Origin of the sequence: Pseudofrankia coriaricola (assembly GCF_001854805.1) — a bacterium.
In the GTDB taxonomy this organism is placed as follows: Bacteria; Actinomycetota; Actinomycetes; order Frankiales; family Frankiaceae; genus Pseudofrankia.
This window is the reverse complement of sequence record NZ_MBLO01000222.1, coordinates 135,318-158,932: the sequence shown is the minus strand read 5'-3', so window position 1 is coordinate 158,932 and position 23,615 is coordinate 135,318. Positions and strand designations below refer to the sequence as shown.

General features: G+C 68.4%; 20 protein-coding genes. 11 read left to right on the top strand and 9 right to left on the bottom strand.

The window, feature by feature from the left end; all coding sequences use genetic code 11:
• Window positions 1-18: 18 nt before the first annotated feature.
• The 3 genes from BCD48_RS27140 to BCD48_RS27130 form a co-directional block, all read right to left on the bottom strand.
• Window positions 19-2,793 carry an ATP-binding protein gene (locus tag BCD48_RS27140; protein ID WP_198543407.1) on the bottom strand — a complete coding sequence of 925 codons (2,775 nt, stop codon included), beginning with the start codon at window positions 2,791-2,793 and terminating at the stop codon, window positions 19-21.
• Window positions 2,794-2,822: 29 nt separating this feature from the next.
• Complete coding sequence (locus tag BCD48_RS27135; protein WP_071051226.1) at window positions 2,823-3,563, bottom strand: alpha/beta fold hydrolase; 741 nt, start codon at window positions 3,561-3,563, stop codon at window positions 2,823-2,825.
• A 385-nt stretch (window positions 3,564-3,948) separates the two neighbouring features.
• Window positions 3,949-4,446, bottom strand: coding sequence for a winged helix-turn-helix transcriptional regulator (locus BCD48_RS27130; protein WP_198543406.1), 498 nt, complete (start codon window positions 4,444-4,446; stop codon window positions 3,949-3,951).
• 109 nt (window positions 4,447-4,555) lie between these two features.
• Between BCD48_RS27130 and BCD48_RS27125 the strand changes: the two genes are divergently transcribed.
• A complete protein-coding gene (locus BCD48_RS27125; protein WP_241842014.1) occupies window positions 4,556-5,344 on the top strand; it encodes an SDR family oxidoreductase in 789 nt (262 codons plus the stop codon).
• Between the two features lie 29 nt (window positions 5,345-5,373).
• Window positions 5,374-5,733 carry a nuclear transport factor 2-like protein gene (locus BCD48_RS27120; protein WP_071051191.1) on the top strand — a complete coding sequence of 120 codons (360 nt, stop codon included), beginning with the start codon at window positions 5,374-5,376 and terminating at the stop codon, window positions 5,731-5,733.
• Between the two features lie 555 nt (window positions 5,734-6,288).
• On the opposite strand, the gene BCD48_RS27115 is transcribed toward BCD48_RS27120, so the two are convergent.
• Both BCD48_RS27115 and BCD48_RS27110 read right to left on the bottom strand, forming a co-directional pair.
• Window positions 6,289-7,707: an MFS transporter gene (locus BCD48_RS27115; RefSeq protein ID WP_071051190.1), complete on the bottom strand. Its 1,419-nt coding sequence runs from the start codon at window positions 7,705-7,707 to the stop codon at window positions 6,289-6,291.
• A gap of 346 nt (window positions 7,708-8,053) precedes the next feature.
• A complete protein-coding gene (locus tag BCD48_RS27110) occupies window positions 8,054-9,889 on the bottom strand; it encodes a glycoside hydrolase family 15 protein (protein ID WP_071051189.1) in 1,836 nt (611 codons plus the stop codon).
• A gap of 553 nt (window positions 9,890-10,442) precedes the next feature.
• Between BCD48_RS27110 and BCD48_RS27105 the strand changes: the two genes are divergently transcribed.
• On the top strand, window positions 10,443-10,853 hold the full coding sequence (locus tag BCD48_RS27105) for an SHOCT domain-containing protein (protein ID WP_198543405.1): 411 nt from the start codon (window positions 10,443-10,445) through the stop codon (window positions 10,851-10,853).
• 266 nt (window positions 10,854-11,119) lie between these two features.
• Here BCD48_RS27105 and BCD48_RS27100 read toward each other — a convergent pair whose 3' ends face one another.
• The 3 genes from BCD48_RS27100 to BCD48_RS27090 form a co-directional block, all read right to left on the bottom strand.
• The gene (locus tag BCD48_RS27100; protein ID WP_071051187.1) at window positions 11,120-12,454 is read right to left on the bottom strand and encodes a Dyp-type peroxidase; all 1,335 of its coding nucleotides are present in this window, start codon (window positions 12,452-12,454) and stop codon (window positions 11,120-11,122) included.
• 34 nt (window positions 12,455-12,488) lie between these two features.
• Window positions 12,489-13,502 (bottom strand): hypothetical protein, encoded by a 1,014-nt coding sequence (locus BCD48_RS27095; RefSeq protein ID WP_071051186.1) that lies wholly within the window; start codon window positions 13,500-13,502, stop codon window positions 12,489-12,491.
• A 123-nt stretch (window positions 13,503-13,625) separates the two neighbouring features.
• The gene (locus BCD48_RS27090; protein WP_071051185.1) at window positions 13,626-14,159 is read right to left on the bottom strand and encodes a hypothetical protein; all 534 of its coding nucleotides are present in this window, start codon (window positions 14,157-14,159) and stop codon (window positions 13,626-13,628) included.
• A gap of 288 nt (window positions 14,160-14,447) precedes the next feature.
• Here BCD48_RS27090 and BCD48_RS47300 point away from each other — a divergent pair, with 288 nt between their 5' ends.
• From BCD48_RS47300 to BCD48_RS27065, 7 genes are all read left to right on the top strand, one after another.
• Window positions 14,448-14,837, top strand: coding sequence for a PLD nuclease N-terminal domain-containing protein (locus BCD48_RS47300; RefSeq protein ID WP_349308051.1), 390 nt, complete (start codon window positions 14,448-14,450; stop codon window positions 14,835-14,837).
• A 55-nt stretch (window positions 14,838-14,892) separates the two neighbouring features.
• Window positions 14,893-15,609 (top strand): GAP family protein, encoded by a 717-nt coding sequence (locus tag BCD48_RS27085; RefSeq protein WP_071051184.1) that lies wholly within the window; start codon window positions 14,893-14,895, stop codon window positions 15,607-15,609.
• Window positions 15,610-15,704: 95 nt separating this feature from the next.
• Entirely contained in the window at window positions 15,705-16,880 is a 1,176-nt protein-coding gene (locus BCD48_RS27080; RefSeq protein WP_241842011.1) for an AI-2E family transporter, read from the top strand.
• Window positions 16,881-17,011: 131 nt separating this feature from the next.
• Entirely contained in the window at window positions 17,012-18,469 is a 1,458-nt protein-coding gene (locus tag BCD48_RS27075; protein WP_071051183.1) for a DUF2252 domain-containing protein, read from the top strand.
• A 33-nt stretch (window positions 18,470-18,502) separates the two neighbouring features.
• The gene (locus tag BCD48_RS47295; RefSeq protein WP_491677175.1) at window positions 18,503-18,673 is read left to right on the top strand and encodes a hypothetical protein; all 171 of its coding nucleotides are present in this window, start codon (window positions 18,503-18,505) and stop codon (window positions 18,671-18,673) included.
• Between the two features lie 583 nt (window positions 18,674-19,256).
• Window positions 19,257-19,919, top strand: a complete 663-nt coding sequence (locus tag BCD48_RS27070) for a response regulator transcription factor (protein WP_071051222.1) — start codon at window positions 19,257-19,259, stop codon at window positions 19,917-19,919.
• Entirely contained in the window at window positions 19,919-21,247 is a 1,329-nt protein-coding gene (locus tag BCD48_RS27065) for a sensor histidine kinase (RefSeq protein ID WP_083419257.1), read from the top strand. Before BCD48_RS27070 ends, BCD48_RS27065 begins: the two co-directional genes overlap by 1 nt.
• Before the next feature lie 140 nt (window positions 21,248-21,387).
• Here BCD48_RS27065 and BCD48_RS27060 read toward each other — a convergent pair whose 3' ends face one another.
• On the bottom strand, window positions 21,388-22,521 hold the full coding sequence (locus BCD48_RS27060; RefSeq protein ID WP_241842010.1) for a COG4705 family protein: 1,134 nt from the start codon (window positions 22,519-22,521) through the stop codon (window positions 21,388-21,390).
• Here BCD48_RS27060 and BCD48_RS27055 point away from each other — a divergent pair.
• Window positions 22,505-23,323, top strand: coding sequence for a COG4705 family protein (locus tag BCD48_RS27055; protein ID WP_241842009.1), 819 nt, complete (start codon window positions 22,505-22,507; stop codon window positions 23,321-23,323). The two genes, BCD48_RS27060 and BCD48_RS27055, sit on opposite strands and share 17 nt — an antisense overlap.
• The last annotated feature ends 292 nt before the right edge of the window (window positions 23,324-23,615 follow it).

Here is a 23,615-nt window from a genome sequence, read left to right as displayed (position 1 = left end):
AGCGACCGGTCCCGGCGATCACCTACGGAGGCTTTCGAGGGCGTCACGGAGTTGCGAACGCGAAGTCACCGCCAGCTTCGGGAAGATCCTGCGCAGATGCGCCCCGACGGTGCGATGCGAGAGGAAGAGCTGCTCCCCGATCTGACGATTGGTGAGTCCGGCCGCGGCCATCTGAGCGACCTGCAGCTCCTGCGACGTCAAGCGGCCGCGCTGGCTCGGTCCAGGGCGGTGGCTCGCCTCGCCCGAGGCTCGCAACTCACGGCTTGCCCGGTTGCGCCATGACCCGGCGCCTAGGGCGTCGAATCCATCACGGGCCGCGCGCAGCGGCATTCGTGATTCGACGATCCGGCGTTGCCGGCGCAGCCAGGTGCCGTAACCGAACAGCAGCCGCGCGCGGACGAACGGCCAGTGCTGGAGCCCTTCGTTCAAGGCGGCCTGGAAGCCCGCTTCGGCTGCGGCCTCGTCGGCGAGCATCGGCCGGGCATACCTGAGGCTCGCGTGGAGCAAAGGGTTCGGCGTCCGCCGCGCGACGAGTTCCAGCCGATCGAAGACATCGGCTACCTCACGCGTCCGGTGGCATCCGGCTGCGGCCTCGGCCAGGTCGACCACAGCCAGATGGGACAGGGATCCGTGGTGGGACGGATCGGCCACGTCGAAGATCCGCATCAGCTGGTCGACCGCGTCACTGTGCCGCCCCTCGGCGAGCGCCGCCACGCCCCGCACACATTGCACGTGGGCGAGCTGGGGACGCGCGCCCCGAGACGTCGCCCAGCGTTCTACCTCGCTCGCGACCGAGAAGGCGAACGTGGCCTCCCCGTCGTACGCAGCCAGCATCGCCGCGACCAGCCGCGCGGACGTCTCGGCTCCCGGGTACCCGGTCTCGCGCGCGAGGCGAGCGGCTTCATCCGCCGACGAGCGAGCTCTGTCCCAATCGCCGCGCGCGAATGCGCACCAGGCGAGAGACACCAGCGTCTGGGCCAACAGTCCGAGCCGACCGAGGGTGCGCTGGCCGGCGACCGCGTCCGAGAAGTAGCCGGCGGCCTGGTCGAGGGCGCCGACCGTGCTCAGGGCGAGGCCGACCAGGCGCTGTGCCTCAGGGTCGCTCGTCTGGTCGAGAGCGAGGCGGGTCGTGCGGTCGATCACCGCCGCGGCGCGGTCGACCGGTGCGGCCATGGCGACCGTCGCAAGAAGGCGCGGATCGTCGGCGGGCAGCGGCATCCGGTCGACCGCCGCCAGGACGAGGTCCTGCGCCCCGCCCCCCGGCTCGGCCCACCAGGCGACTTGGGCCACGGTGAACAAGCAACGTGAGGCGAGGTCGACGTCGCCGTCCACCCGCATCTGGTCGACGACCGCCACAAACGGCGCCAGGTTCGTGGTGCTTTGCCAGATCTCCCGCTCGAACAACATGCGAAGCCACGCCAACCTCGCCCGCTGCAGCGGGCCGAGATCGAGCTGCTCGGCCTCGGCCACGACCCGTTCGACGACGTCACGTCGCCCCATCTCGAACGCGGTCTCTGCGGCGAACAGGAGCCGGCGACCGCGTGAGGTGGAACCGTCGCTCAGCGCCGCGGCACGTTCGAATGCCGCGACCGCGACCGCGATCTCCCGGAACTGCCGGGCGCGCTGGGCCGCAGCCTCGAGGTCCGCGGCCACCTGTTCATCTCGTCCGACGACGGCGGCGGCACGGTGCCACAGCCGACGGTCAGGCTCGTCGGCCAGTACCTGGGCCAGTGCCGCGTGCGCAGCTCGGCGACCCGATTCGCTCGCGGACTGCAGAATCGCCGATCGTGCGAGCGGGTGGCGGAACTGGACTCGGCCAGCCCCGACAGTCACCAGGTTCGTCGCGACCGCGGGGCGGAGTTGGCCCTCGGTGACGGGTGCGCCCACGACGACCGAGGCGGCGGCCAGGTGCTCTGCCAGCCCGTCGCCATCGGCCACGGCCACAACCAGGAGCATCGCGCGCGTTGTGGCGGGCAGCCGCAGGGCGCGGTCGGCGAAGGCGCTCTCGAGTCGCGTGGTCAGCGGGAGCCAACTCGGGGGAAGCGGCGCCCCTGCCAGGTCCGCGATCGTCGTCGGGAGCTCCACCAGAGCCAGCGGATTGCCCATAGCTTCGCGAAGCACCAGTTCCCGCTGCTGGGCGGTCAAATCCCCGGCGTCGCGGTCCAGGAGTTCACTCGCTGCTTGATCCGTCAGGCCGGACAGCACCAATTCGGGCAGCGCGGCGCGGGTGAATATCTCGTCGGGATCGTCCCTCGTGGAGATCAACACCACCATCGGCTCGGACTCCAGCCGCCGGGCTACGAAAGCGAGTACGTGGCGGGTCGAGCTGTCGACCCAGTGCGCGTCTTCGACCAAGGCCACCACCGGCGCGCTGGCCGCGTACTCGGTCAGCACGGTGAGGGTGGCGAGCGCGACGAGAAAGAAGTCGTCGGCATCGGGAGGCCGCTCGTCTGCGCCGGCGGTGCCGTCCGTGGCGGTGGCGGTCCCCAACGCGGCACGCAATGCGGCGCGTTGCCTGGCCGGCAGGTCATCGATCATGCCCCGAATCGGCTGTAGGAGCTGGTGCAGGCCGGCGAAGGGAAGGTGCGCCTCGGACTGCACCCCGGAGGCGCGTAGCACGCGCAGGCCCATCGCCGCCGCGCGCCGTCCAGCTTCGGCTGCCAACGCGGACTTGCCGATTCCAGCCTCTCCACGCAACACCAGGCAGCGACCCGTCGCGGGACACCCGGCGAGGATGTCGTCGATGACGCCGAGTTCCCGCTCCCGTCCGAGCAACGGACGGACGGCGGACACAGGTCTCATGCTAGGTCGAGTCTGTGTCGTCATCTCAGGTGCCGGGTCTCGCGGTTGCACCCTGACAGGGCTTCTTGGACGACCGCTACCACGGCGCCCGGCTGGGAGACAGGGACAAGATGCGACGCGTTCACTTCTCGGGTGACCGATCCAGCTCGCTCCGCCATCGCGCGCTGTAGGTCGGGATCGATGAACCGGTCGGACGCGGCGACCAGGTACCACGACGGCAGCGTCGTCCACCCGGCCGAGCTCGCCCGTTCTTCGAGCGCCGCAGCGGCTACCGGCCGCTGAGCCACCGCCAGCGGGCTGGTCACCACGGCGGGCAGGTCAGCGGCCAAGGTGTCGGCGTACTCGCCGGGCCCGAGCCGCAGTTCGCTGACTGAATTCCCCGCCGAGTCAAGGAAATCCTCCGGGCGCAACGAAGCCAGATAGGTGCGCCCCCGCGGCGTGGAAACGACATCGACGACGCTCTGCGCCGGAGCCAGGACAAATCCCGCGACGAACACCACTCCTACAGCGTTCGCGAGGTGGGCCGCGGCCACCGAGGCGACGGCGGCGCCGTACCCGTGGCCCACGAGCAGGACCGGTCCGGGGATCCGCCACGAGACGTCGCGGACATACCTCGCATCCCCCTCGAGTGATCGCAACTGCACCGCGGGAGCTGTCACATCGACGCCGGCCTCACGCAGCAGCCTTATGACAGCCGCCCACACGGAGCCGTCCTCGCACTCACCATGAAGCAGCACCACGGCTGTCGCGCCGTCGCTCACAGTCACCCCTCACCCGCTGACATCGTGACAGCGACGTTAGAAGCCCGCGACCTCGCCCGGCTTCTGCCACATGGCCTAATCGCACCCGTGCGAGCCGGCGCAACGGACCGGTTCCCTGGTGACGATCAATGGCGCCGACCGAAGCGAAAGTTCGTCGCGTATCGGGTCGGCGTCCAGATCGTCTATGCAGGCCGGGCAGGCGCTGGTGGTCGACGCTCCTCACGAGAGCGCCGACGTTCGTGTCGAGCCCTTCGCGGCGGCGTTTGGCGCGAGATGGGGATCAGACGTCTACCTCGGCGCCACCAGGGGGCCGTCCGAGGGATGAGCGCGGAACCCTCTCTGTCAGGCTCGACCCGGCAGCCTGGTCTTAACCACCCCCCGGGGGCTACGTGGCGTCGGCGGTAGAGATGTAGCGGGCGCGCATGGCCGAGCTGGCGGCGGGTCCCGCGGTGAAGACGTAGGCGTCGCTGTCGTCGAGGCGGCGGCCGGTTTTCGCGTCGATGACGACGGGTTCGACTTCTTCTCCACTGTTCGCGTCGACGAGGATCATGCTGCGTTGCTCGGCGGGGAGGCGGGAATTGCCCCACGCCGCCAGCGTCACGATCACCGGGCGCAGCGAGCGGCCGAGGTCGGTAAGGACGTACTCGTGCCGGACCGGGTTGGTCTGGTAGGGCCGGCGTTCCAGCAGACCGTCGGCGACGAGGGTCTTGAGGCGGGCGGTGAGCATGCTGGAGGAGATGCCGAGGCTGTCCTGGAACTGGTCGAAGCGGGTGTAGCCGTCGAAGGCGTCGTGCAGGATCAGCAGCGTCCACCACTCGCCGACGTGCTGCACCGTTGTCGACAGCGGGCACTCTCGGTCCTCGAGCCTGATCCGGCTCGCCATGGCGGACCCCCTCCCCAGTAGCTGCTAAAGTCGAAGCCACTTACTTCTATTTTAGCAGTAACTACGGGGTGTGGGCATCGAGGATGCCCGCGCCCGGAAGGACAGCGTCGTGACCTACATCCCTCCTACCGAGTCCCTGCACGGCCGGCGTGCGCTGGTCACCGGTGGTACCGGGGGCACGGGCGCGGCCATCGCCCGCCGCCTCGCCCATGCCGACGCGACCGTGCTGGTGACCGGCCGCCGCCAGCCGGACGACCTCGATCCGAAGCTGTTCATCCCCGCGGACCTCGCCACCGCCGCCGGGGCGGCGACCGTGGTGGCCGAAGCGCTCGACCGCCTGGGCGGCGTCGACATCCTGGTCCACAATCTCGGCGGTTCCGAGGCACCGTCGGGCGGATTCGCCGCCCTCGGCGAGGACGACTGGGCCACCGAGTTGACCATCAACCTGCTGGCCGCGGTCCGCCTGGACCGCGGCCTGCTACCTGGCATGATCGAGGCCGGAAAGGGGGCCATCGTCCATGTCTCCTCCATCCAGCGCCGGATGCCGCTGTGGAACGGCACCCTTGCCTACGCCGCCGCCAAGGCCGCGCTGACCACCTACAGCAAGGGGCTGGCCAACGAGGTCGCCCCGCGCGGGGTACGCGTCAACACCGTGTCGCCCGGCTTCATTCAGACCGCCGCGGCCGACGCTCTCATCGACCGGCTTGCTCAGGGCTCCGGCATCAGCCGCAAGGACGCGTTGGCGGGGCTGATGGACTCCCTCGGCGGCATTCCGCTCGGGCGCCCCAACCGGCCCGAGGAGGTCGCCGAACTGGTCGCCTTTCTCGTCTCCGACCGCGCTTCGTCGATCGTCGGCGCCGAGCACGTCATCGACGGCGGCACCACGCCGACCGTGTGATCCGTCCGCCGCTCACAGTCAGGACAGCCATGAGTGACAACGAGCCCCAGCCCATCGCCCCCGACGCCCTACCCGAGGTGATCGTCCGCTACCTGGCCGCGCACCGCACCCACAACACCCCGGCCGCGATCAGCGCGTTCACCACCGACGCCACCGTGATCGACGACGGCACCACCTACCACGGAACAGCGGCGATCGAAACCTGGCTGACCCGCTCGGCCAGCGAGTTCACCTACACCATCGAACTCACCGCCGCGCAGAAAACCGACCAGATCCACTACATCGCCAAGAACCACCTCGAGGGCAACTTCCCCGGCGGCGTCGCCGATCTACGCTACCAGTTCACCCTCCGCGACAACCTCATCGAACACCTCGTCATCGAGCCCTGAACAGTGCTGGCGACAGACGGAAGACTCAACGCAAGGGTCAAACCGTGCGCCATCGACCCCACGGAGAGATCAGCAGACCAGGCAGCACCGCGGCGACCCACCGCCTTACCCAGGCGGATCGCCGGCCGGGACCTGCGGTCAGATACCACCAGTCGCGGCAGGGGGTGATGCACCTCGACCCCGCACTCGCGGGAGTTGCGATCGTCCGACGTCTTGTATCTCACCGCGCCGCGCTCCCAGCGCGACGGCGGACGCCACGTCGATCAATCCAACCATCGCCAGCTGGTTGGCAGCACGGGAACCGCCCGAGATCCGCAGGTCGATCCCGGGGCGGCCCTCTATGCGAGTCAGATGACCTCAAGATCATCGACCGATGAGGAATACCACAAGGTTTGGATAACGGCACTCCGCCAGTCAACTGAGATTTATCCGCCTCAGATTCATCCGACGCGAGCCGCGTCCAACCGTCCGGCATTGACGACCGCGGGTCGCCAGACAAACAGGTACGCCGCCTTGCGGCATCCGGTCGGGTCCGCAGCCCGGTACGGCGCTCCGCTAGGGCCCGGCGCGGCTTGGGATGAGGAGCGCGATGACGAGGCCGATCAGTGTGATGACCAGCAGCGTCGTGAGGGACAGCGCGAAGGGTCGGCCGCCGGGGTGGGTGGCGGCGACCAGGATCGAACCGGCCGATGCCGTTCCCAGCGATGACCCAAGATTGGAGACACTTCGGGACAGGCCCGAGATATCGCTCTGGTCGCCGTCCGGGAAGCTCGACTGTACGAGGTTGACCGCGGCGGTGAGCATGACGCCTACACCCAGGCCGGTCAGAAGGAGCCCCGGTATGAGGCTGAGGACCCCCGAGGTGGCCCGGACCAGTGCCAGGAGCAGGGCCATGCCTGCCGTGGTGACCACAAAACCCGCTTTGATCAGAGTGCTTTGCGAATGCCGTCTCGCGAGTCTCTCGGCGGCCACAGAGGAGACCAGGATTCCCACGCTGGCGGGGGTGAGCATCAGGCCTGTACGGATCGCGTCGTACTTCCAGACCTGCTGGAGGAACACGCTGACGACGAAGAAGGAGCCCTGCATGGTGAGCCATTGGACGAGCTGTACCCCAAGGCCAAGATTGGCCGTTCGGTTACGGAGGAGACGGCGGCGGAGCAGTGGATCCTTGCCTTTTCGCTCCCACGTGCGCAGGTGCCAGAAGAAACAGGTGAGGATGACCGCGCCGACACCGATGTACAGCCAGACCGGAGACATTCCGCCCTTGGAGATCAGGACCGTGCCCGCGACCGAGAAGTCCTTGCGGGAGACGAACCAGCCATAGGTGTTGGTCTGCAGGATTCCCAGAACCAGGAAGAACAGGCCAGCCGCGGACAGCACTGCGCCGGCCAGGTCGAACGGCGGCCGAGGTCCCTCTCGCGGCTGGTCAGTGAGATTGCGCGCCAGGAAGATGATCAATGCCACCGCCAGGGCCTGGATCAGAAACAGCGCGCGCCATCCGAGCAGGCCTGTGATCAGTCCGCCGATCAATGGTCCGACGGCGGCGCCCAGGGCGCCCGCGCCACTGACCACGCCGAAGTACTTTGCTCGCGTCCTGACCTCGGTGAAGGTCACGGTGACCAGGATGTACACCGGCGGAATCATCAGCGCGGAGCCGGCGCCCTCCAGGATCGAGTTTCCAAAGATCATCAGCCCCAGGCCCGGCGAAAGCGATGCCAGCAGCGCGCCGACACCGTAGACAGCCAGACCGGCGATGAAGCATGTCCGCCGGCCCCAGCGGTCCGACAGCTTGCTGCCGGGGATCATCAGTGCGGCCATGGTGAGCGTGAACAACGTGATCGTTGTCTGCACACCGATCACGGTGGTGTCCAGGTCTTTCGAGATGGCGGTGATGGCCACGTTCAAGCTCGATGCCGCATAGCTGCAGATGAACTGCGCGAGCGCCAGCGGGAGGACGACCGCGCGGGCGTCGATCTCTGACGGACTGCCAGAAGACGGTTTCAGCGTGGTCCTCCTCGGGCGTCCGGCCGGTCGGCTTCGTGAGCTGTCACCCGCCGCCCGCGCGGGACGTCGGCGGAGCCATCACCGGCAAGGGCGAACAGCCAGGTAGGCCCATCCGCGGACCGACGGCCTGGCCCGTGGCGGCCAGGCCAGCGGTCGCCAGGCCAGCGGTCGCCAGGCCAGTGGCGGCCAGGCCAGTGGCGGCCAGGCCAGTGGCGGCCAGGCCAGATCAGCGTCTGGGAATCATTTCCTCGTGTCCGGGATGCCGGTCGGGTCCGGACACGCCAGCCGCTCGTTCGCCGGGTTGACCGCCGTCCGGCTACCCGGGCGCGTTCTCCGCCGCGTCGAGCTCGTCGTCCAGGGCCATGGCCGCGGTGACTAGCGCGAGGTGGGTGAACGCCTGCGGGAAGTTGCCGAGCTGCTCACCGGAAGGTCCGATCTCCTCGGCGAACAGGCCGACGTGGTTGGCGTAGGTCAGCATCTTGTCGAAGGCGTACCGTGCCTGGATCAGGCGGCCGGCGCGGGCCAGCGCCTCGACGTAGAAGAAGCTGCAGAGGTTGAAGGTTCCCTCGGAACCGCGCAGCCCGTCCGGAGAGGCCTCGGGATCGTAGCGGTACACGAGGCTGTCGCTGACCAGTTCCTGGCCCATCGCATCGAGGGTGCTCAGCCACGCGGGGTCCCGTGGGGACAGGAATCCCACGCGGGGCATGAGCAGGAGCGATGCGTCCAGAACGTCGGTGTTGTAGTGCTGGACGAATGCCTCCCGCTTCGGGCTCCAGCCGCGGTCGACGATCTGGTTGAAGATCGCATCGCGGACCTGTGTCCAGCGGGGGACGTCCGCGGGGCGCGAGTACTGGGTCGCCAGGCGAATGCCACGGTCGAAGGCGACCCAGGCCATCAGCCGGCTGTAGGTGAAGTCCTRCTGACCTCCGCGGGTCTCCCAGATGCCCTCGTCGGGCCGGTCCCAGTGGTCGGTGAGCCAGTCGAGCATGGCGGCGAAGGCCTGCCAGCCGCGGAAGCCTCCGATGTCGCCGCTGAGAGCAAGCGCGTCGGCGGCCTCTCCGTAGATGTCGAGCTGGATCTGGTCGGCGGCGGCATTGCCGACCCGAACCGGTGCCGATCCCCGGTAGCCCTCGAAGTGATCGAGGGTCTCCTCACCCAGCTGAGGGTCGCCATCGATCCGGTACATGATCTGCAGCGGCTCACCAGAGGCGGTGCCGCCATCGGTGACCCGGTCACGCAGCCATCGACGAAAGGCCTGGGCCTCCTGGGTGAACCCAAGGTCGATCAGTGATCTGACCGAGAGGGACGCGTCCCGGATCCAGGTGTATCGGTAGTCCCAGTTGCGTTCACCGCCGATCTGCTCTGGCAGCCCGGCGGTGGCCGCGGCGATTGGCGCCCCCGTGGGGGCGTAGGTGAGCAGCTTGAGGGTGATCGCCGAACGGTTGACCGCGTTCTTCCAGCGGCCCCGGTAGGTGCAGGAGCGCAGCCATGTGATCCAGAACCCGCGGCAGGACTCCAAGTCGTCCCGGATGTCGTCCAGTGACAGCGGGCGTGGCGCGATGCTGTCCGGTGCATCGCTGGTCAGGACGATGGCGGCGACGTCTCCGGCCGAGAGAGTGAAATGGGCCGAGACATCGTTGGAGTCGGCTTGGAACGTGACAGGTCCGGTGGCCTGAAGACGCAGATCTACGTTGGGCCCTCGGAAGACCGCGGATCCGCGGTCGATCTGTGTGAGGGTGTGCGGCGCGCGTCCGTAGTCGAACCGGGGCCGGCATGTGAACGTGAAGGGGAGGCTCCCCCGTACCACCCGCGCGACTCTCAGCAGGCGATGCCGGTGCGTGGGCACGGTGGTGTCCAGCGGTTCCATGAAGTCGGCGACCTCTCCGACGCCGCTGGGAGCCATGAATCGAGTGACCAGCACGGCGGTGTCCGACAGGTACAACTGGCGGATTGTGAGCTCGCTCTCGCCCGGAAGGTCAGCGGCGAGCCGGCAGTAGCCACCGCGCTCCCTGTCGAGAAGGGAGGCGAAAATGCTGGGCGAATCGAACCGCGGCGTACACCACCAGTCGATCGATCCTTCGGAGGACACCAGCGCCGCGGTCTGAAGATCTCCGATCATGCCGTGGTCGGCGATCGGTGGGTAGCTGGTCACGGTCGCTTCTCCTTCAGTCGGGCCCACGCAACGGGACTGCTCAGACGCAGGTGTCAGCACGTGAGCCACGTCGTCGGAAGGCCCGGCCGGATGCGAGCCCATTCGTGGGGCGCACGAGAGTCGCGCCCGACGGACGACGCGCGCCGCCCGATCGGCCGATGCACTCCTACGTTCCGAGCGTGCGCTCGAAAGCGGCTCGGCGCACTCCGACCGCCGGGCCATGGCGCGGGCGCATTGGCTCCATATGCACATAGGCGCACCATTCATGCACGGATCCGAGTCGCAAAACCCACCGCAACATCATGTTCGCGCCACCCGGCCACCCGGACGTCGACGCACCAGTCGACGCACCAGTGCCGCCCGCGCGATCCGCGAGTGGCGTTCTCCAGCGTCGCCGTTCCCGCGTGGCCTCCAGTCTGGCATGTCCGGAATCTTCAGTTCGCGGCCGGTCAGGGGAATCGTTGGCATGTCACCGTCCGCGACTGATCGAGTCGACCGTTTCCTTATGCGGCGTGATTGTAGAGGTACTACCGGCTGCGGGTTGGAGGACGGCGTGTCGGCTACCCAGTACCTTGCGTATGACTATCCGGTTCTAGGCGCCTTCTGGACCCTTTTCTGGATCTTCCTGTGGGTTATCCTTCTGGTTCTCGTATTTCGCGTCGTCGTCGACATCTTCCGGGACAGAGAAATGAGCGGATGGGCGAAGGCAGGGTGGCTCCTCTTCGTCCTGATCCTGCCATTTATCGGTATCTTCGCCTATCTCATCGTGAGAGGGAAGAACATGGCCGAGCGGGACGCGCGGCGGTCGCAGGAACAGCGCGGGATGGTCAACGCCTACATCCGTGAGGCGGCTGGCGGAACCAATAGGGATGTCGACGACCTGACCAGGCTCTCCGGGCTCAGGGCCAGCGGCGACATCACCGCAGCGGAGTTCCAACGTGCCAAGGAGAAGATCCTGCGGTGAGCGCGGCCGTCGCTGGACCGGTCCCGGGTGTTGCCGCCTCGCTGGGCGAGGGCGGGACCGGGCGGTCGGCCCGGGCGCCGCCGGGGGTCGCGTGACCACCGCCGCGGGATGACGATGGCGCGCGGCGCCGGCAGGGTGGCCCCGAGGCCGGCGGCGAACATGGTGGCGGCGATGGAGATCACCGTGACGGCTTTGAACAGCGGATGCAGGGTGTCCACGAGGTTGCCCGCCTGGGTGGCGCGGCGTGTCGGGGCGGTGGTGCGCGGTCAGTCCTTCAGATCGCCCAGCCAGCGCAGTGCGTTCAGGCCTGGCAGGAAGCAGTACTCGCCGCCGCGCGTGACGACGAACCGTGGCAGCGGAGACAGACGCCGGCGCAGTGGCCGTCGGGGGATGGTGAAGCCGGTGGTGCCGTCGTGGACTCCGATGATGGGGTCGCGAGCGTCGTTCGCGCCGAAGAAGACGCCGTCGTTCATCCATTCGGACTGGACGAACTCGAACTGGCGCCCGAGGTGGGCGCCGACGAACGTGAACATCAGGCCGCGGTCGGCCCCGTCGTCGTCCAGGATTCCGGGAGGCAGCGGCGGGCCGTAGACGCCGCCGCGCCTGATCATGCGGTGCAGCCGCGGCTCGCCGGCGACCGAGGCGTCGCGGGGGTTGGCCCGCCGGATGTGGCAGCCGCCGGGGGTGGTGAATCCTGCCGGGTCGTCGCGCTCGTAGAGGAAGGTGTTGCGGCGGTCTGGGTCGGCCCCGAGAGCGGGGTCGTCGTGGTGTGGGCTGAGCGCGAGCGGTGCGCCGCTGCGCCATCGACCCATGATCTTGGCGGCCAGCAGCTCCTCGTCCTCGGGGCTGGTGGCGTTGTCCCGCAGGTAGCGCCGGAACGCGCCGACCCGCTGGTGAAGTTTGCGGATGGCCACGTAACTGCCGTTGCGTCCGAGCACAGCCGGTTGCGGGGACTGGACGCCGCCGAGCTCGTCGGGGTAGCCGAGTACGAACTCGCCGGCCTTCAGCGGTGCCTGCAGCGGGTTTGATCCGGCGATGGGGCTGCCCTCGATCGCTGGCTGGCTGATGCCGTCGCGATAGCCGAAATGCTCTGTTTCGGTGGGCAGGGTGTAGCAGTCCTGTCGCCAGATCGCGGTCACGCCGGACAGGTGGTCGTAGGCGGGCCGGGCCCAGTCAATGGCCGCCCGCAGCTGTGTGGCGTCCGGCGCGACCGCCAGGAGCACCACATGGACGGCGGAGGTGCCCAGCGGCGCCTCCCAGCTCTCGGGGCCGCTCTCGCCGACATCACCGAGCGCTCTGGCCCTGGCGGCCATGCCCTGGCGGAACTCCCAGGCGAACGTGGCCAGGGCGGAGTCCGGAACGCCCAGCGCCCGCAGCCCGTGGCAGGTCAGCGCGACGCTCACCCAGGTGTTCCCCAGAGGGCTGACCGGGTCGGCGGCGGAGGTCACTACCGCGCCCACGCGGCGCATCAGCTCCCGGCCGTGCACCGGGTCATCGACCCGGAACAGGAGGTAGGTCGCCGCATAGGGGGTCGGCCGAGGGCTCAGGACCCCACGCTGGATGTCGTCGAGTTGCAATGAGGCACGCGTCCGCCCGCTCACGTTCCCGCTTCCTTCCGGCCTAGGTCTTCCGCCACTAGGTCGAGACGAGGTTGCGCCAGAAGTTCCGCGGGCTCTCGTCACCGCCGAACAACGAGCTGAAGATCGTGGAGTCCGCCAGGAGCACGTCGCCGGCCCGGTCGCCGGCCGGGGGCATCCACAGGAACATGTCGAACTCGGTGGCGCCGGCCTCGGTGAACGGATGCGGCCGTGTCGTGTCGACGGGCTGCCTGGCCAGGACGTGGACGACGCCCGGCTCGTCGGTCGTCACCGCGTAGTGCGGCAGATGCTGGTGGGAGGTGAAGTGGCTCACGCCGTCCAGCCATCCTCTGGGGTCCAGGTCCCTCGCCACGGACAGCGGGGCGAGCTGGTCGCCGTCGCGGACGGCGGGACGCAGCCCGTAGCGGTTCTCGACGGGCACCCCCAGCCCCCGCATCAGGCCGCGGACGTATCCGGCGAACCGCTGCTGGCGGGGAACCAGGAGATCCCCGTGATGGTGGTACTCGATGTCCCGCACGGCCAGGTCGTCCGAGGCCCCGACGTCGTGGTGCGGTCCAAGGACCAGGCAGGCGTCCTCTCGGCTCAGGAAATGCCGCAGCGCCTCGATCTCGGCCTGCCCGGCCTCCTGCCCGGTGGTCGTGTGATCCAGCCCGAACACGAACAAGGTGTCGGTGTCCGCCAGAACCCGCTCGTCCAGCACGGTCCGAAACCCCGCCTGATCGACCCGCTGATACACCGGCACCGCGTGCCCCGTGGCCTCCTGGACGCATGTCTGGAATGGCACCCAGGACCGGAAGAACAATTCCAAAGCCCCTGCGATGCCCTGCTGGAACTGGAACGGGTCGGACCATCGAGGTTTCTCGTAGGCGGGCCAGGAAACCCGTCGGACCTCGGTCATCGTGGAGAACCGGTTGTCAAGCCCGGCCGGATCCCGGCCGGCCTCGGCCGGATAGCTCCACGACACGTAGATGCTCACCCGCCGCCGGCCCGGGGTGTATGGGCGGGGGGCGTGGTTCTGGTTGTAGGTGCGGGCCGTACGCGGCTCGGTCATCACGTTCCCCGATCCACGGCGGAAGGCACGGTCGGCCCGGACGGTGCCATTCTCACGGCGCTTTTCCCTTTTCACGACTGGCGATGGGGGCGGGCCTGGAGCCCGACGCCACGACGGAAACGCTCACTGCATCTGGTCGAGCATCTCCGACAGGGCGTTCTTGATTCGCAGGGCCTTCTTGATCTCATCGGACGTCACGTACGGATACTCGCCGTACTCGATGAAGCTCGGGCAGTGGTGCGCGCGCACGAAACGGACGAACGCCTCGGGGTTGGTCCGCCAGTCCTCGGGGAACCCTTCAAGGTTCTCGAAGGCCGTACTCACCCCCGCCCTGCTGAAAAGCGCGGCCGCGTCCTCGGTGTACTTGTCGAAGTCCGTGTCGAAGATCCCCTGGTACATGAAACGCGTATCGTCATCGAAGAGCACCCAGCGCAGGTAGTGCAGCTTCAGCGGCGCGAGAAGACCGGGATCCTGCTCCAGCGCGCCGGCAAGGGTGCGGCCGTGCGCACGTATCGCCTCGGCCCGGCCAGGCTTCACCTTGGCGATGACGGTGAACCCGTAGCACGCCGGTGTCCTCGGGTAGATAGGGCCGTATTTCCCCTGCTCGAGCTGGTCGATCTCCTTGGGGATGGCCACCGCCTCCGGCCTGATCTCCATCTAGGCTCCTCCACCGCCACGCACAGAAGACCATCACAGCCTCGCACTCGAAGCGGTGGTCCGCCTGGCGAGCGGCGGCGGCTCAACCTCGGGAAAATGGCGAAACCCGGACAGGGTATATGGTTCCTAGCTGCCGCGCCAGCAGATCCGGTAGTCGCCGACTGCCAGGTTCGCCCTAGTTGCACCGTCAACGCAAGTCGGGCGAGTTCCCGACCGCTGATCGAATCGACCGGCCCCTCCTTGAGTGGGACTGTAGATGTCTGACCGCGATGGGCGGGAGCGAAGATAATGACTCACCAGTATATGGCCTACGACCACCCAGTTCTCGGTGCCTTCAGGACCCTGCTCCGCGTCTTCCTGCGAGTTATCAGGCTGGCGCCCATATCGCGTATCATCGCCGACATTTTTCGTGATCGAGAACTGGGTGGGTGGGTGAAGGCTGTATGGATTTTATTGGTGCTCGCCCTCCCGTTCCCGGGCATCTTCGCCTACCTGATCGCTCGGCGCCAGCACGTGGCCGGGCGGGACATCGGGCGTGCGCCAGCAAAACGATCAGGTCCACGTTCATATCCGGATGAAAGCCGCCGGCACCAGGACCCGCTTCTAGCGCCTCGTCAAGGTCTCCGGGCTCGAGGCCAGCGGCGATACTCACGCAGCACAGCTCCGGCGCGTCAATGAGAAAGTACTACGCTGAACCCCGGCGCCGGCTGGTGCCACGTCGAGGGAGACGAAAGTGACCGGCGCCCTGCCGCTGGCCGTTGCCGCCGGCATCTATCCGCTAGGCCTGGCGATCGTGGTGCGTTACCTGGGCGATCCCCCTTCGTTGCGGCGCGCATTTGCCTACCTCGGCGGGGCGGCAACAGTAACCGTCGGCGCCGGAGCCGCCATCTTGGTGGCCTTGCGCTCCGCCGAGCTGTCTGGAAGGCAGGAGCGGACCTTGAGCGCCGGCACGCAGACGTTTCTTGGGGCGGTGCTGCTGCTGGTGGCGCTCTGGATCGCTCGACACCGCGCGACCACGATCCGACGGCCGTCCAGACGCGGCGCGACAACCTCGCGAGAAGCGGACGGCTCGGATGCGGCGCGCGACCTGGCGCCGAAAGAGACTTCCGCCAGCCAGGGGCCCACAGGAACCCGAACTATCTTCTTCCTCGGGGTGGCCACATATCTGCCTTCCGCGCTCTATGTCGCCGCCCTGAAATATCTTGCCGATGCCGACATCGGCTCGGGTGTCACCATTCTGTCCCTGTTCGTCTGCGCTTCGCTCGTGCTACTCATGGTAGAGTTGCCGATCATCCTCAGACTGCTCGCGCCGCGACAGACTGGGCGGATTCTTGCCGCTTACAACGCCCGGATGAGCCAACACGGATGGGATATTGTCTTTCTGATTGCCGCGGCGAGCGGGCTGTACTTCCTCGTTAGCGGCATCGTGACACTCCTCGCATCCGACTAATAGTATTTAGTCGGGCTCCGTGCCAGCCGCCGCGGCCAGCACCGGACGATCAATCACCCGAGCCCCGAGACCTGCGCATCTGGCGGAGCTCGGACATGCCGGGGCCGCTGGCGAGCTCGTCGGCGCCGGCGCGTCCCCACACGCGCGAGCGCGGAAGGGTCGGAAACACCGTGCGGATGTCGTCAAACGGTGCCCCAACAGGATCGCTGGCGCGCCCGATCGTGATTCTGCTGGGACTGGCGTCTCTGGCCGTCGCCACAGCCGGAATGCGGGCCTTCCGGAGCGCACTAGGCCCGGCGTTTCTGGCGTTGGTCCTCGTCGTCATGGTGCACCCGCTGCAGGCACGTCTGCGCCGGCGCGGAGTGCCCGGGTGGGTCGGCATTGTCGTGATGATGACGACGATATATGCGATCCTGGTCGGCCTGGCCGCCGCCCTCGTCGCGTCGGCCGCCCGGCTGATCACGCTGCTGCCGGACTACGGCACGCAGTTCGACAACCTGCTGAACCAGGCCGTCCGGTGGCTGGAGGACCTCGGCGTCCAGCCGAAACAAGCCAGCGCCGCGGTCGGCCGGCTCGACCTGTCCAAACTTGCCGGCGTGCTGCAGAACATCCTTTCCGGGCTGACCTCGGTGGGGTCCAACCTGGTGCTCATCGTCACTCTGGTCTTTTTCCTGGCCATCGACTGCGAGCTGTTTGCGCGCCGACTCGACGTGGTCGCCGAGTCACGGCCGCTCCTGGTGGGTGCATTGCGAGAGTTCGCCCGCAACACACGCCGCTATCTGGCCGTTTCCTCGCTTTTCGGACTGATCGTCGCCGCGCTCGACGCCCTGGCGCTGCAATGGCTGGCAATCCCACTGCCGCTGTTGTGGGGGCTGCTGTCGTTCATCACCAACTACATCCCCAACATCGGGTTCGTGGTGGGTCTGATCCCACCCGCCCTGCTCGGCCTGCTCGAGGGCGGCGTGGGCCGCATGCTCTGGGTCGTGGCGGTCTACTCATCGATCAACATGGTCGTGCAGTCGTTCATCCAGCCGAAGATCGTCGGCAACGTGGTTAGGCTGTCCGCGACGCTGACCTTCTTGTCGTTGGTGTTCTGGGCGTTCGTTCTCGGCCCGCTCGGGGCGCTCTTGGCGGTTCCGATGACTCTGCTCGCCAAGGCTCTGCTCATCGACGCCGATCCCGCGGCCCAGTGGCTGCGTCCGCTTCTGGGTGATACAACTGCCGAGGCAGCGGTAGCGGATGCCTCGAGACCCACCCATCGAAGAACCTAAGAGCCGGGCTGGCTGCCCGGCCGGAAGTAGTGGGCATAGATGGTGTTGCCGCAGGGAACCTGTCGATCGAGGTGCAGTACACGGCGCACTTGTATACATTGTTCAGGGATGAGGCCCACGAGAGGCCGAATATGACCACTTTTGTCACGCATCCTCCCGCGCATGGCTCCCGGCAGCGGCCAGCCGAAGGAACGCACGACAGTGCTGCGCCGCGACCGGCGGAGCGCGCGGCCCAGGGAAAGGCCGCACGAGTCTGGGCCGCGCGCGGGACCCATGCGGAGTACGAACCGGCGCCGGACCGGGCCGACCCGATCGACGTGATTGACCGGCAGTCGCACAGCCGCCTGCCCGAACTCGTCCCTCTCCGCTACCAGCGGATGATGGAATCGCCGTTCAGATTTTATCGGGGTGCCGCCGCGATCATGGCGGCGGATCTCGCCGGGACGCCGACGTCGGGGATCGCGGTCCAGCTCTGCGGCGACGCGCACATGCTGAACTTCCGGCTGCTGGCGTCCCCCGAACGACGCCTTGTGTTCGACATCAACGACTTCGACGAGACCCTTCCTGGCCCGTGGGAGTGGGACGTGAAGCGGTTCGCCGCCAGTCTGGTCATCGCCGGCCGTGCCAACGGCTTCGACTCGTCCGCGCGACGTGAAATTGTCACCGCGGCGGTCGGGGCCTACCGCATGTGGATGCACCGGTTCGCGGCGATGACCAACCTCGACGTCTGGTATGCGCACGTCGATGTCGACGATCTGGTCACGCGGTTCGCGGATGTGCTGGGCCGGCGGGGTTCCAGGCGCCTGTCGCGGGCGACATCGCGGGCCCGGTCTCGCGACCAGCTACGGGCGTTCACCAAGCTGACCGAGGTTGTGGGCGGCGAACGGCGTTTCGCGTCTGACCCTCCGCTGCTCGTCCCGATCGGCGAGCTAGACGCCGGGAGCGAACGAGAGCTGCTGATGGGATGGCTTGGCTCCATCGTGGACCGGTACTCCGCCACCCTGTCGGCTGATCGGCGCTCGCTGCTCGCTCAGTACCGTCTCGTCGACTTCGCTCGCAAGGTCGTCGGCGTCGGCAGCGTGGGCACCCGCTGTTGGGTCGCGCTGCTGCTCGGCCGCGACGATGGCGACCCGCTCCTGCTACAGATCAAGGAGGCGGGAACATCAGTCCTGGCCGATCACCTGGCCGGGAGCGAGTACGGCAACCAGGGCGAACGGGTGGTCGTCGGGCAGCGCCTCATCCAGGCCGCCAGCGACATCTTTCTCGGCTGGCAGCGGGTGGAGGGCCTCGACGGGCGGCGGCGCGACTTCTACGTCCGGCAGCTGCAGGACTGGAAGGGCGTCGTGGAGACGGAGACCATGGGTCCCGACGGCATGACGCTGTTCGGGCGCTTGTGTGCGGCCACCCTCGCGCGGGCCCACGCACGGTCGGGCGACCGTATCGCGATCGCGGCCTACCTGGGCACCAGCGCGGCATTCGACCGGGCGGTCGCTCGCTTCGCGGAGGCATACGCCGACCAGAACGAGGCCGACCACGCCGCGCTGGTCGAGGCGGTCCGAACCGGACGAGTCAGCGCCACCGCGCCCTGACGCCCCGCAGCCCGCTCCTTTGCCCGTCGTGCGATCGCCTACCAGCGCGACCCGGGCGCCCAGTTCGTCCCGATCCAGAGGTCGCTGGCCGGCAAGGTCAACGACGCTCTCAACGAATACATCCAACACGTCGGCAGCGGGCTGTTCGCCTGCCCGCCGGGCGTCCAGCCCGGCCAGTACTGGGGCCAACGCCTCTTCGAATAGGGCGAGACCGGTGTCGCGGGACCACGTCTCGGTGCCAGCGCCCCGCGGTGCGCGGTGACGAGGAACGTCGACCAGCGCGAGCAGGGCAGCCGGGCCAGGGCGGCCGGCGGCAGCTGGCCGGACAGGCTTCACCGCCGGGCGATCGGACGGGCCGAGACCGCCGGCCAAGGTCGCGGTACGGCCACGTGGATTGCTGGTCATCTCGGCCGCGACGTGGACGCGACAGACGCGCCTCAAGACGGCTGCTCCGAGCCGGATGGACGGGCGGACTCGTCCGGCCGTCTTGGCGTGGCGAGATGTGGCGCCGCCCGTAGCCCTCCACGGCGTGTCGGTCGGCCTGACTACTCCCACCGGACCGTTCATCGTGCTCACATGTTCGACGACCGACAATGCGTCGAGCCCGAGCTGGCCGGACGGGGCCATTGGTGCCGCCCAGGCTCGGACAGAGCGGCTTGCAATAGCTTGCAGCAATTTCGGCGCGACGATGGGTGGAGGCAATCGTGGTACCTGACATCGCTCTCGCACGGTGCGTCGCGCCCAGCCGTCCATCCGTGGTCAGGCCGCTGGCGGCGTTGAGCGGCTGATGCGCGGGGTTGTCGCGGTCGTCGACGACGATGAGGCGCTGTGCACGACGATCGTGCGGGTGCTACGCCTTGAGGGGTTCGACGTGGCGTGGTCCGCGGCGACGGGGCGTGACGCCATACGGCGCGCGGCAGGTTCCGTGTCGCCTGACGCACTGATTCTCGACGTCGCGCTGCCCGACACGGACGGGCGGGACCTGCTGGGGGCACTGCGTAGCCGCGGCGTCGCGGCGCCGGCCCTGCTGCTGTCCGCGAAAAGCTCGGTCGCCGACAAAGTGCTCGGTTTCGGCGCCGGCGCCGACGACTATCTGACCAAGCCGTTCGTGATCGACGAATTGCTCGCGCGCCTCGACGTGCTGGTACGCCGAGCGTCCGGCGCCGCCGGGACCGAGTTCGCCCTCGATCCGGTACGGCACGTCGTCGCCGGACCGAGCGGCGCGTGTCCGCTGTCGCCGACCGAGTACCGACTGCTCGCGGCGCTCGTCAGCCGGCGCGGCGAGGTGGTGCGGCGGGCATCGTTGATCTCCAGCGCGTGGCCGCCGGGTTCGGTCGTGCGGGAGAACACCCTGGACAGCTATGTCGCGCGACTTCGGCGCGCGCTGCGCGACGTCGGCAGCCACCCGTCGATCGCGACCGCCCGCGGTGTCGGCTACCGGCTCGACTGATGCGTCGACGATTGGTGTGGCTCACCGTCGCGGTCATCACGACCTCGGTCGCGCTACTCACCGTGGCCTTCTGGCTGCTTCTGCGCGGCTGGCTGCGCCACGACGCCGACGCCCTGCTGGCGTCGCGGGCCCGGGCGGCATCGGCGCTGGTCACCGTCGACGCCGGTCGGTTGGTGCTCGAGGAGACACCGGGCGACGAGGCGATCGAGCAAGAGATGTGGCTGTTCGACCTGAAGACGTCGCCGGTGGTACACCCGCCCGTGGACCGGTCCCTGGCGTCCGCGGCGGCCACGCTCGCCTCAGCTGGGCCGGCCACGCGGATGGTCGGTCAAGTAGAGCTCCGGTCGTTGCCGGTCCTGGACGGGCCTCGACGCATCGGCACGGTGGTGGTCGCGCTCAGTCTGGCGCCCTACATCCACAGCGAACGGCTGGCCGTCGGCGCGGCGGTGGCGCTCGACGTCGTGATCGTCGCGGGCGCGGCCGTCCTGGTACGCCGGCTGGTCGGCTCGGCGCTTCGCCCGGTGGCCGAGATGACGGCGCTCGCCGGTGACTGGGGCGCGCACGACCCGGACCAGCGGTTCGGGCTGGGACCGCCGCGTGACGAGATCACCGGCCTCGCCGCGACCTTGGACGGCCTGCTCACCCGGCTGGCGGCGAGCCTGCGGCACGAGACGCTGGTCACCTCGCAGATCGCCCACGAACTCAAGGCACCGCTGGCCAGGATGCGTGCCGCCGCCGAGGCGAGCGCCCGATATGACATCCGGCCCGAACCGCTGCGGGCGGCGCTCGAGGGTGTCGTCGGCGAGGTCGACCAGCTGGCAGGGGTTGTCGAGACGCTCCTGAAAGCGCCCGGCGGCACCGCGACGACGGGTCGCGCGGATCTCGTCGAGGTGGCCGAACGGGTCGCGTTTGCCGCGGGAGCCGCCGCCGCGGGAGGCCCTCAGACGCGGATGAGTGTCCACGGCGCAGCCCGGCCTGCGCTGTGCGATCCGGACCTGGCCGAACGGATCCTCACGCCCATCGTCGACAACGCGCTACGTCACACCCGGTCAGCCGTCACCCTGCAGATCGACGAGGTAGACCCCGCGGCGGGCGGGGCGAACGCTGCCCGGCTGACCATCACGGACGACGGCCCGGGGTTCACGCCCGACGAGGTGGACGCGGTCTTCGAACCCGGATACCGGGGTGCCGCCGCAACCGGAGACGGCGCGGGCCTCGGCCTGTCGCTCGCGCGCCGGCTGGCCCGGCTCGTCGGCGGTGACGTCCTGGTCCTCCCGGCACCATGGGGCCGCGTGGTCGTCACATTCCCGATGCTGCCCGACGCCTAATGACGAGACCGCGGTCCGGGACGGCCGCGACCGCCGAAGACGACTCCGGTCACCGAGGACACTCGCCGCGTGGAGGCCGTCGGCCGCGCGTCATGCGCGGGACGCCAGCCCTCGACGACGGCGGACCCATCCGTGTCCCGCTAGCCGACAGCTTCTCGAGCGGGGTCGCCATCGCCCAGGCCGCCAGCTGTGGCCCCGGTAGAGCCGGTGTGGACGAGTTCTGTGCGGTCCTTCTTCGCGACGGTCAGGTAGACGACCGTGGCAACGATCGCGACGAGGAACAGCAGGCTCGTAGCCAGGGTGCCAAGCCCCGCGCCGCCCTCGTCGGTGGCGCCGCTGAGGTAGTCGCCGGTCGAGCCACCCAGCGGCCGGGTGAGCACGTAAGCGATCCAGAAGGACAGGATCGGGCCCAGCCCGATCCACCGGTAGGCGGCATAGACGACCGCGAGCGCGACGGCGAAGATGATGACCGCGGTGAGCAGGCTGAGCCCCAGCCGATCGGTCAGCAGGTCGCCCGCGGCGGTGCCGAGCGCGAATGTGGACAGCACCGCCAGCCAGTAGAACGTCTCGCGCCGTCTCGTCACGATGCTGTGGATCGACAGAGTGCGCTCGGTGCGATACCACACGACGAACGTCAGCGCCAACAGCGCGGCGAAGGCAACGGTGCTGACAACGAGGCTGATGTTCAGCCCATCAGTCAGATTGTCGGTGATCAGAGTGCCGACGACGCTGATGAGGACAACGGTGGTCCAATACACGCCCGGGATGTAGCGGCGAAGCCGGAACTGCGCCACCAGCGAGGCGACGAGCAGGACGGACATCACCGTCGTCGTATTGCCGAGCCCGAACCCCAACGTGCTGTTGAGGTAGTCCGCGGCGCTCTCGCCCACGGTCGTGCACAGGGCTTTGATTATCCAGAAGTAGAAGGTGATCTCCGGGACCTTGTTCAACATCGGCCGGCTCGCGGCCCGTGCCTTCACGGCTGGGGTAGACATGGTCACGCCGCCAAGAATGCCGCCGCCAACCTGACGAAAACCTGACTGGCGGCGAGCGCGCCGGCCCCTCCGCGAAGGCTGGGCGGCAAAACCTGATATGCATCGGAACGCCAGCCACACGGGTCCGCGCCCACGTGGTCTACGTACGCGGCCAGCCGCGAAATCAATGACCAGAAAGAGGACGTCCATGACATCGTCAGCCCGGGGAGGGCGGCGGCGTGCCATCAGGCGGCTCGCACCCAAGGTGCCCGAGATCACCGTCATGTTCTGGATCGTCAAGATCCTCACCACCGGGATGGGTGAGGCCGCGTCAGACTTCCTTGCCAACCGCAGCGTGCCGCTGGCGGGCGGGGTGGGCCTCGTCGGGTTCACCTTGGCGATGTGGCTGCAGCTGCGCACCCGCCGCTATGTCACCGCCGTCTACTGGTTTGCGGTCGCCATGGTCGCCGTCTTCGGCACCATGGCGGCGGACGGCGTCCACCGCGTCATCGGCATCCCGTACCCCGTCACGACCCTGTTCTACGCAGTGGTACTGGCCACGATCTTCTTTCGGTGGCATCGCGACGAGCGGTCGTTGTCGATCCACAGCATCGTCACCCGTCGGCGCGAGATCTACTACTGGTCCGCTGTTCTCGCCACGTTCGCGCTCGGCACGGCGGCCGGGGATCTCACCGCGTTCACCCTCCACCTGGGTTTCCTCGCGTCGATCGGCTTCTTCGCGGTCGCGATCCTTGTCCCCGCCGTCGCCTACCGGCTTCGGCGGATTAACGCCGTCGGCGCGTTCTGGTTCGCCTATGTGCTCACGCGGCCCCTCGGTGCGTCGATCGCCGATTACCTGGCCAAGGAACACGACCTGCATGGCCTCGGTTACGGCGACGGGACCGTCGCCGTAACCGCGACGTTCGTGATCGTCATCCTGGTCGCCTATCTCGCCTGGAGCGGGACCGACGTCCAGCGCCCGCCGAAGGCCGCCGATTCGGCGTCGCCGGCGCATCAGGCACCCGCACCCGTGCCTGCCCAGTACGGCGCCCCATACCGTGTCCCAGTGGTCGAAGAGGCGGAACCGTCTGACCGGTGGTGACCGATCGTCGCGGATGCGCCGGTCAACATCTCATTTCGTGCTCATGGCCGACGCGTTCGCGCGGCGGAAATCCTGCACCGGCGACTGCCGACCCGCAGTGACAGCACAGAGTGATTGAGGGACCTCGGCGTCGCCATCGATGCCTGGAGGGAACACCCGGCACTTTTCCCGCGACCCAACCTCACGGCAGCCGGCACCCGAGCCTCGCGGGGCCCGTCAGCAGTCACCCGAACCGGCCGCCGTCCAGAACGTGACGACCCGCCCGCGTCAGCGGTGCGGCCGCCGGGGAGCC

Excerpts from the sequence above, each read along its gene's own strand:
- BCD48_RS27120 (WP_071051191.1), top strand. The coding sequence starts at position 5,374 with ATGAGTGACAACGAGCCCCAGCCCATCGCCCCCGACGCCCTACCCGAG.
- BCD48_RS27130 (WP_198543406.1), bottom strand. The coding sequence starts at position 4,446 with ATGGCGAGCCGGATCAGGCTCGAGGACCGAGAGTGCCCGCTGTCGACA.
- BCD48_RS27075 (WP_071051183.1), top strand. The coding sequence starts at position 17,012 with ATGACCACTTTTGTCACGCATCCTCCCGCGCATGGCTCCCGGCAGCGG.
- BCD48_RS27090 (WP_071051185.1), bottom strand. The coding sequence starts at position 14,159 with ATGGAGATCAGGCCGGAGGCGGTGGCCATCCCCAAGGAGATCGACCAG.
- BCD48_RS47300 (WP_349308051.1), top strand. The coding sequence starts at position 14,448 with ATGACTCACCAGTATATGGCCTACGACCACCCAGTTCTCGGTGCCTTC.
- BCD48_RS27055 (WP_241842009.1), top strand. The coding sequence starts at position 22,505 with ATGTTCTGGATCGTCAAGATCCTCACCACCGGGATGGGTGAGGCCGCG.
- BCD48_RS27095 (WP_071051186.1), bottom strand. The coding sequence starts at position 13,502 with ATGACCGAGCCGCGTACGGCCCGCACCTACAACCAGAACCACGCCCCC.
- BCD48_RS27070 (WP_071051222.1), top strand. The coding sequence starts at position 19,257 with ATGCGCGGGGTTGTCGCGGTCGTCGACGACGATGAGGCGCTGTGCACG.
- BCD48_RS27080 (WP_241842011.1), top strand. The coding sequence starts at position 15,705 with ATGCCGGGGCCGCTGGCGAGCTCGTCGGCGCCGGCGCGTCCCCACACG.
- BCD48_RS27065 (WP_083419257.1), top strand. The coding sequence starts at position 19,919 with ATGCGTCGACGATTGGTGTGGCTCACCGTCGCGGTCATCACGACCTCG.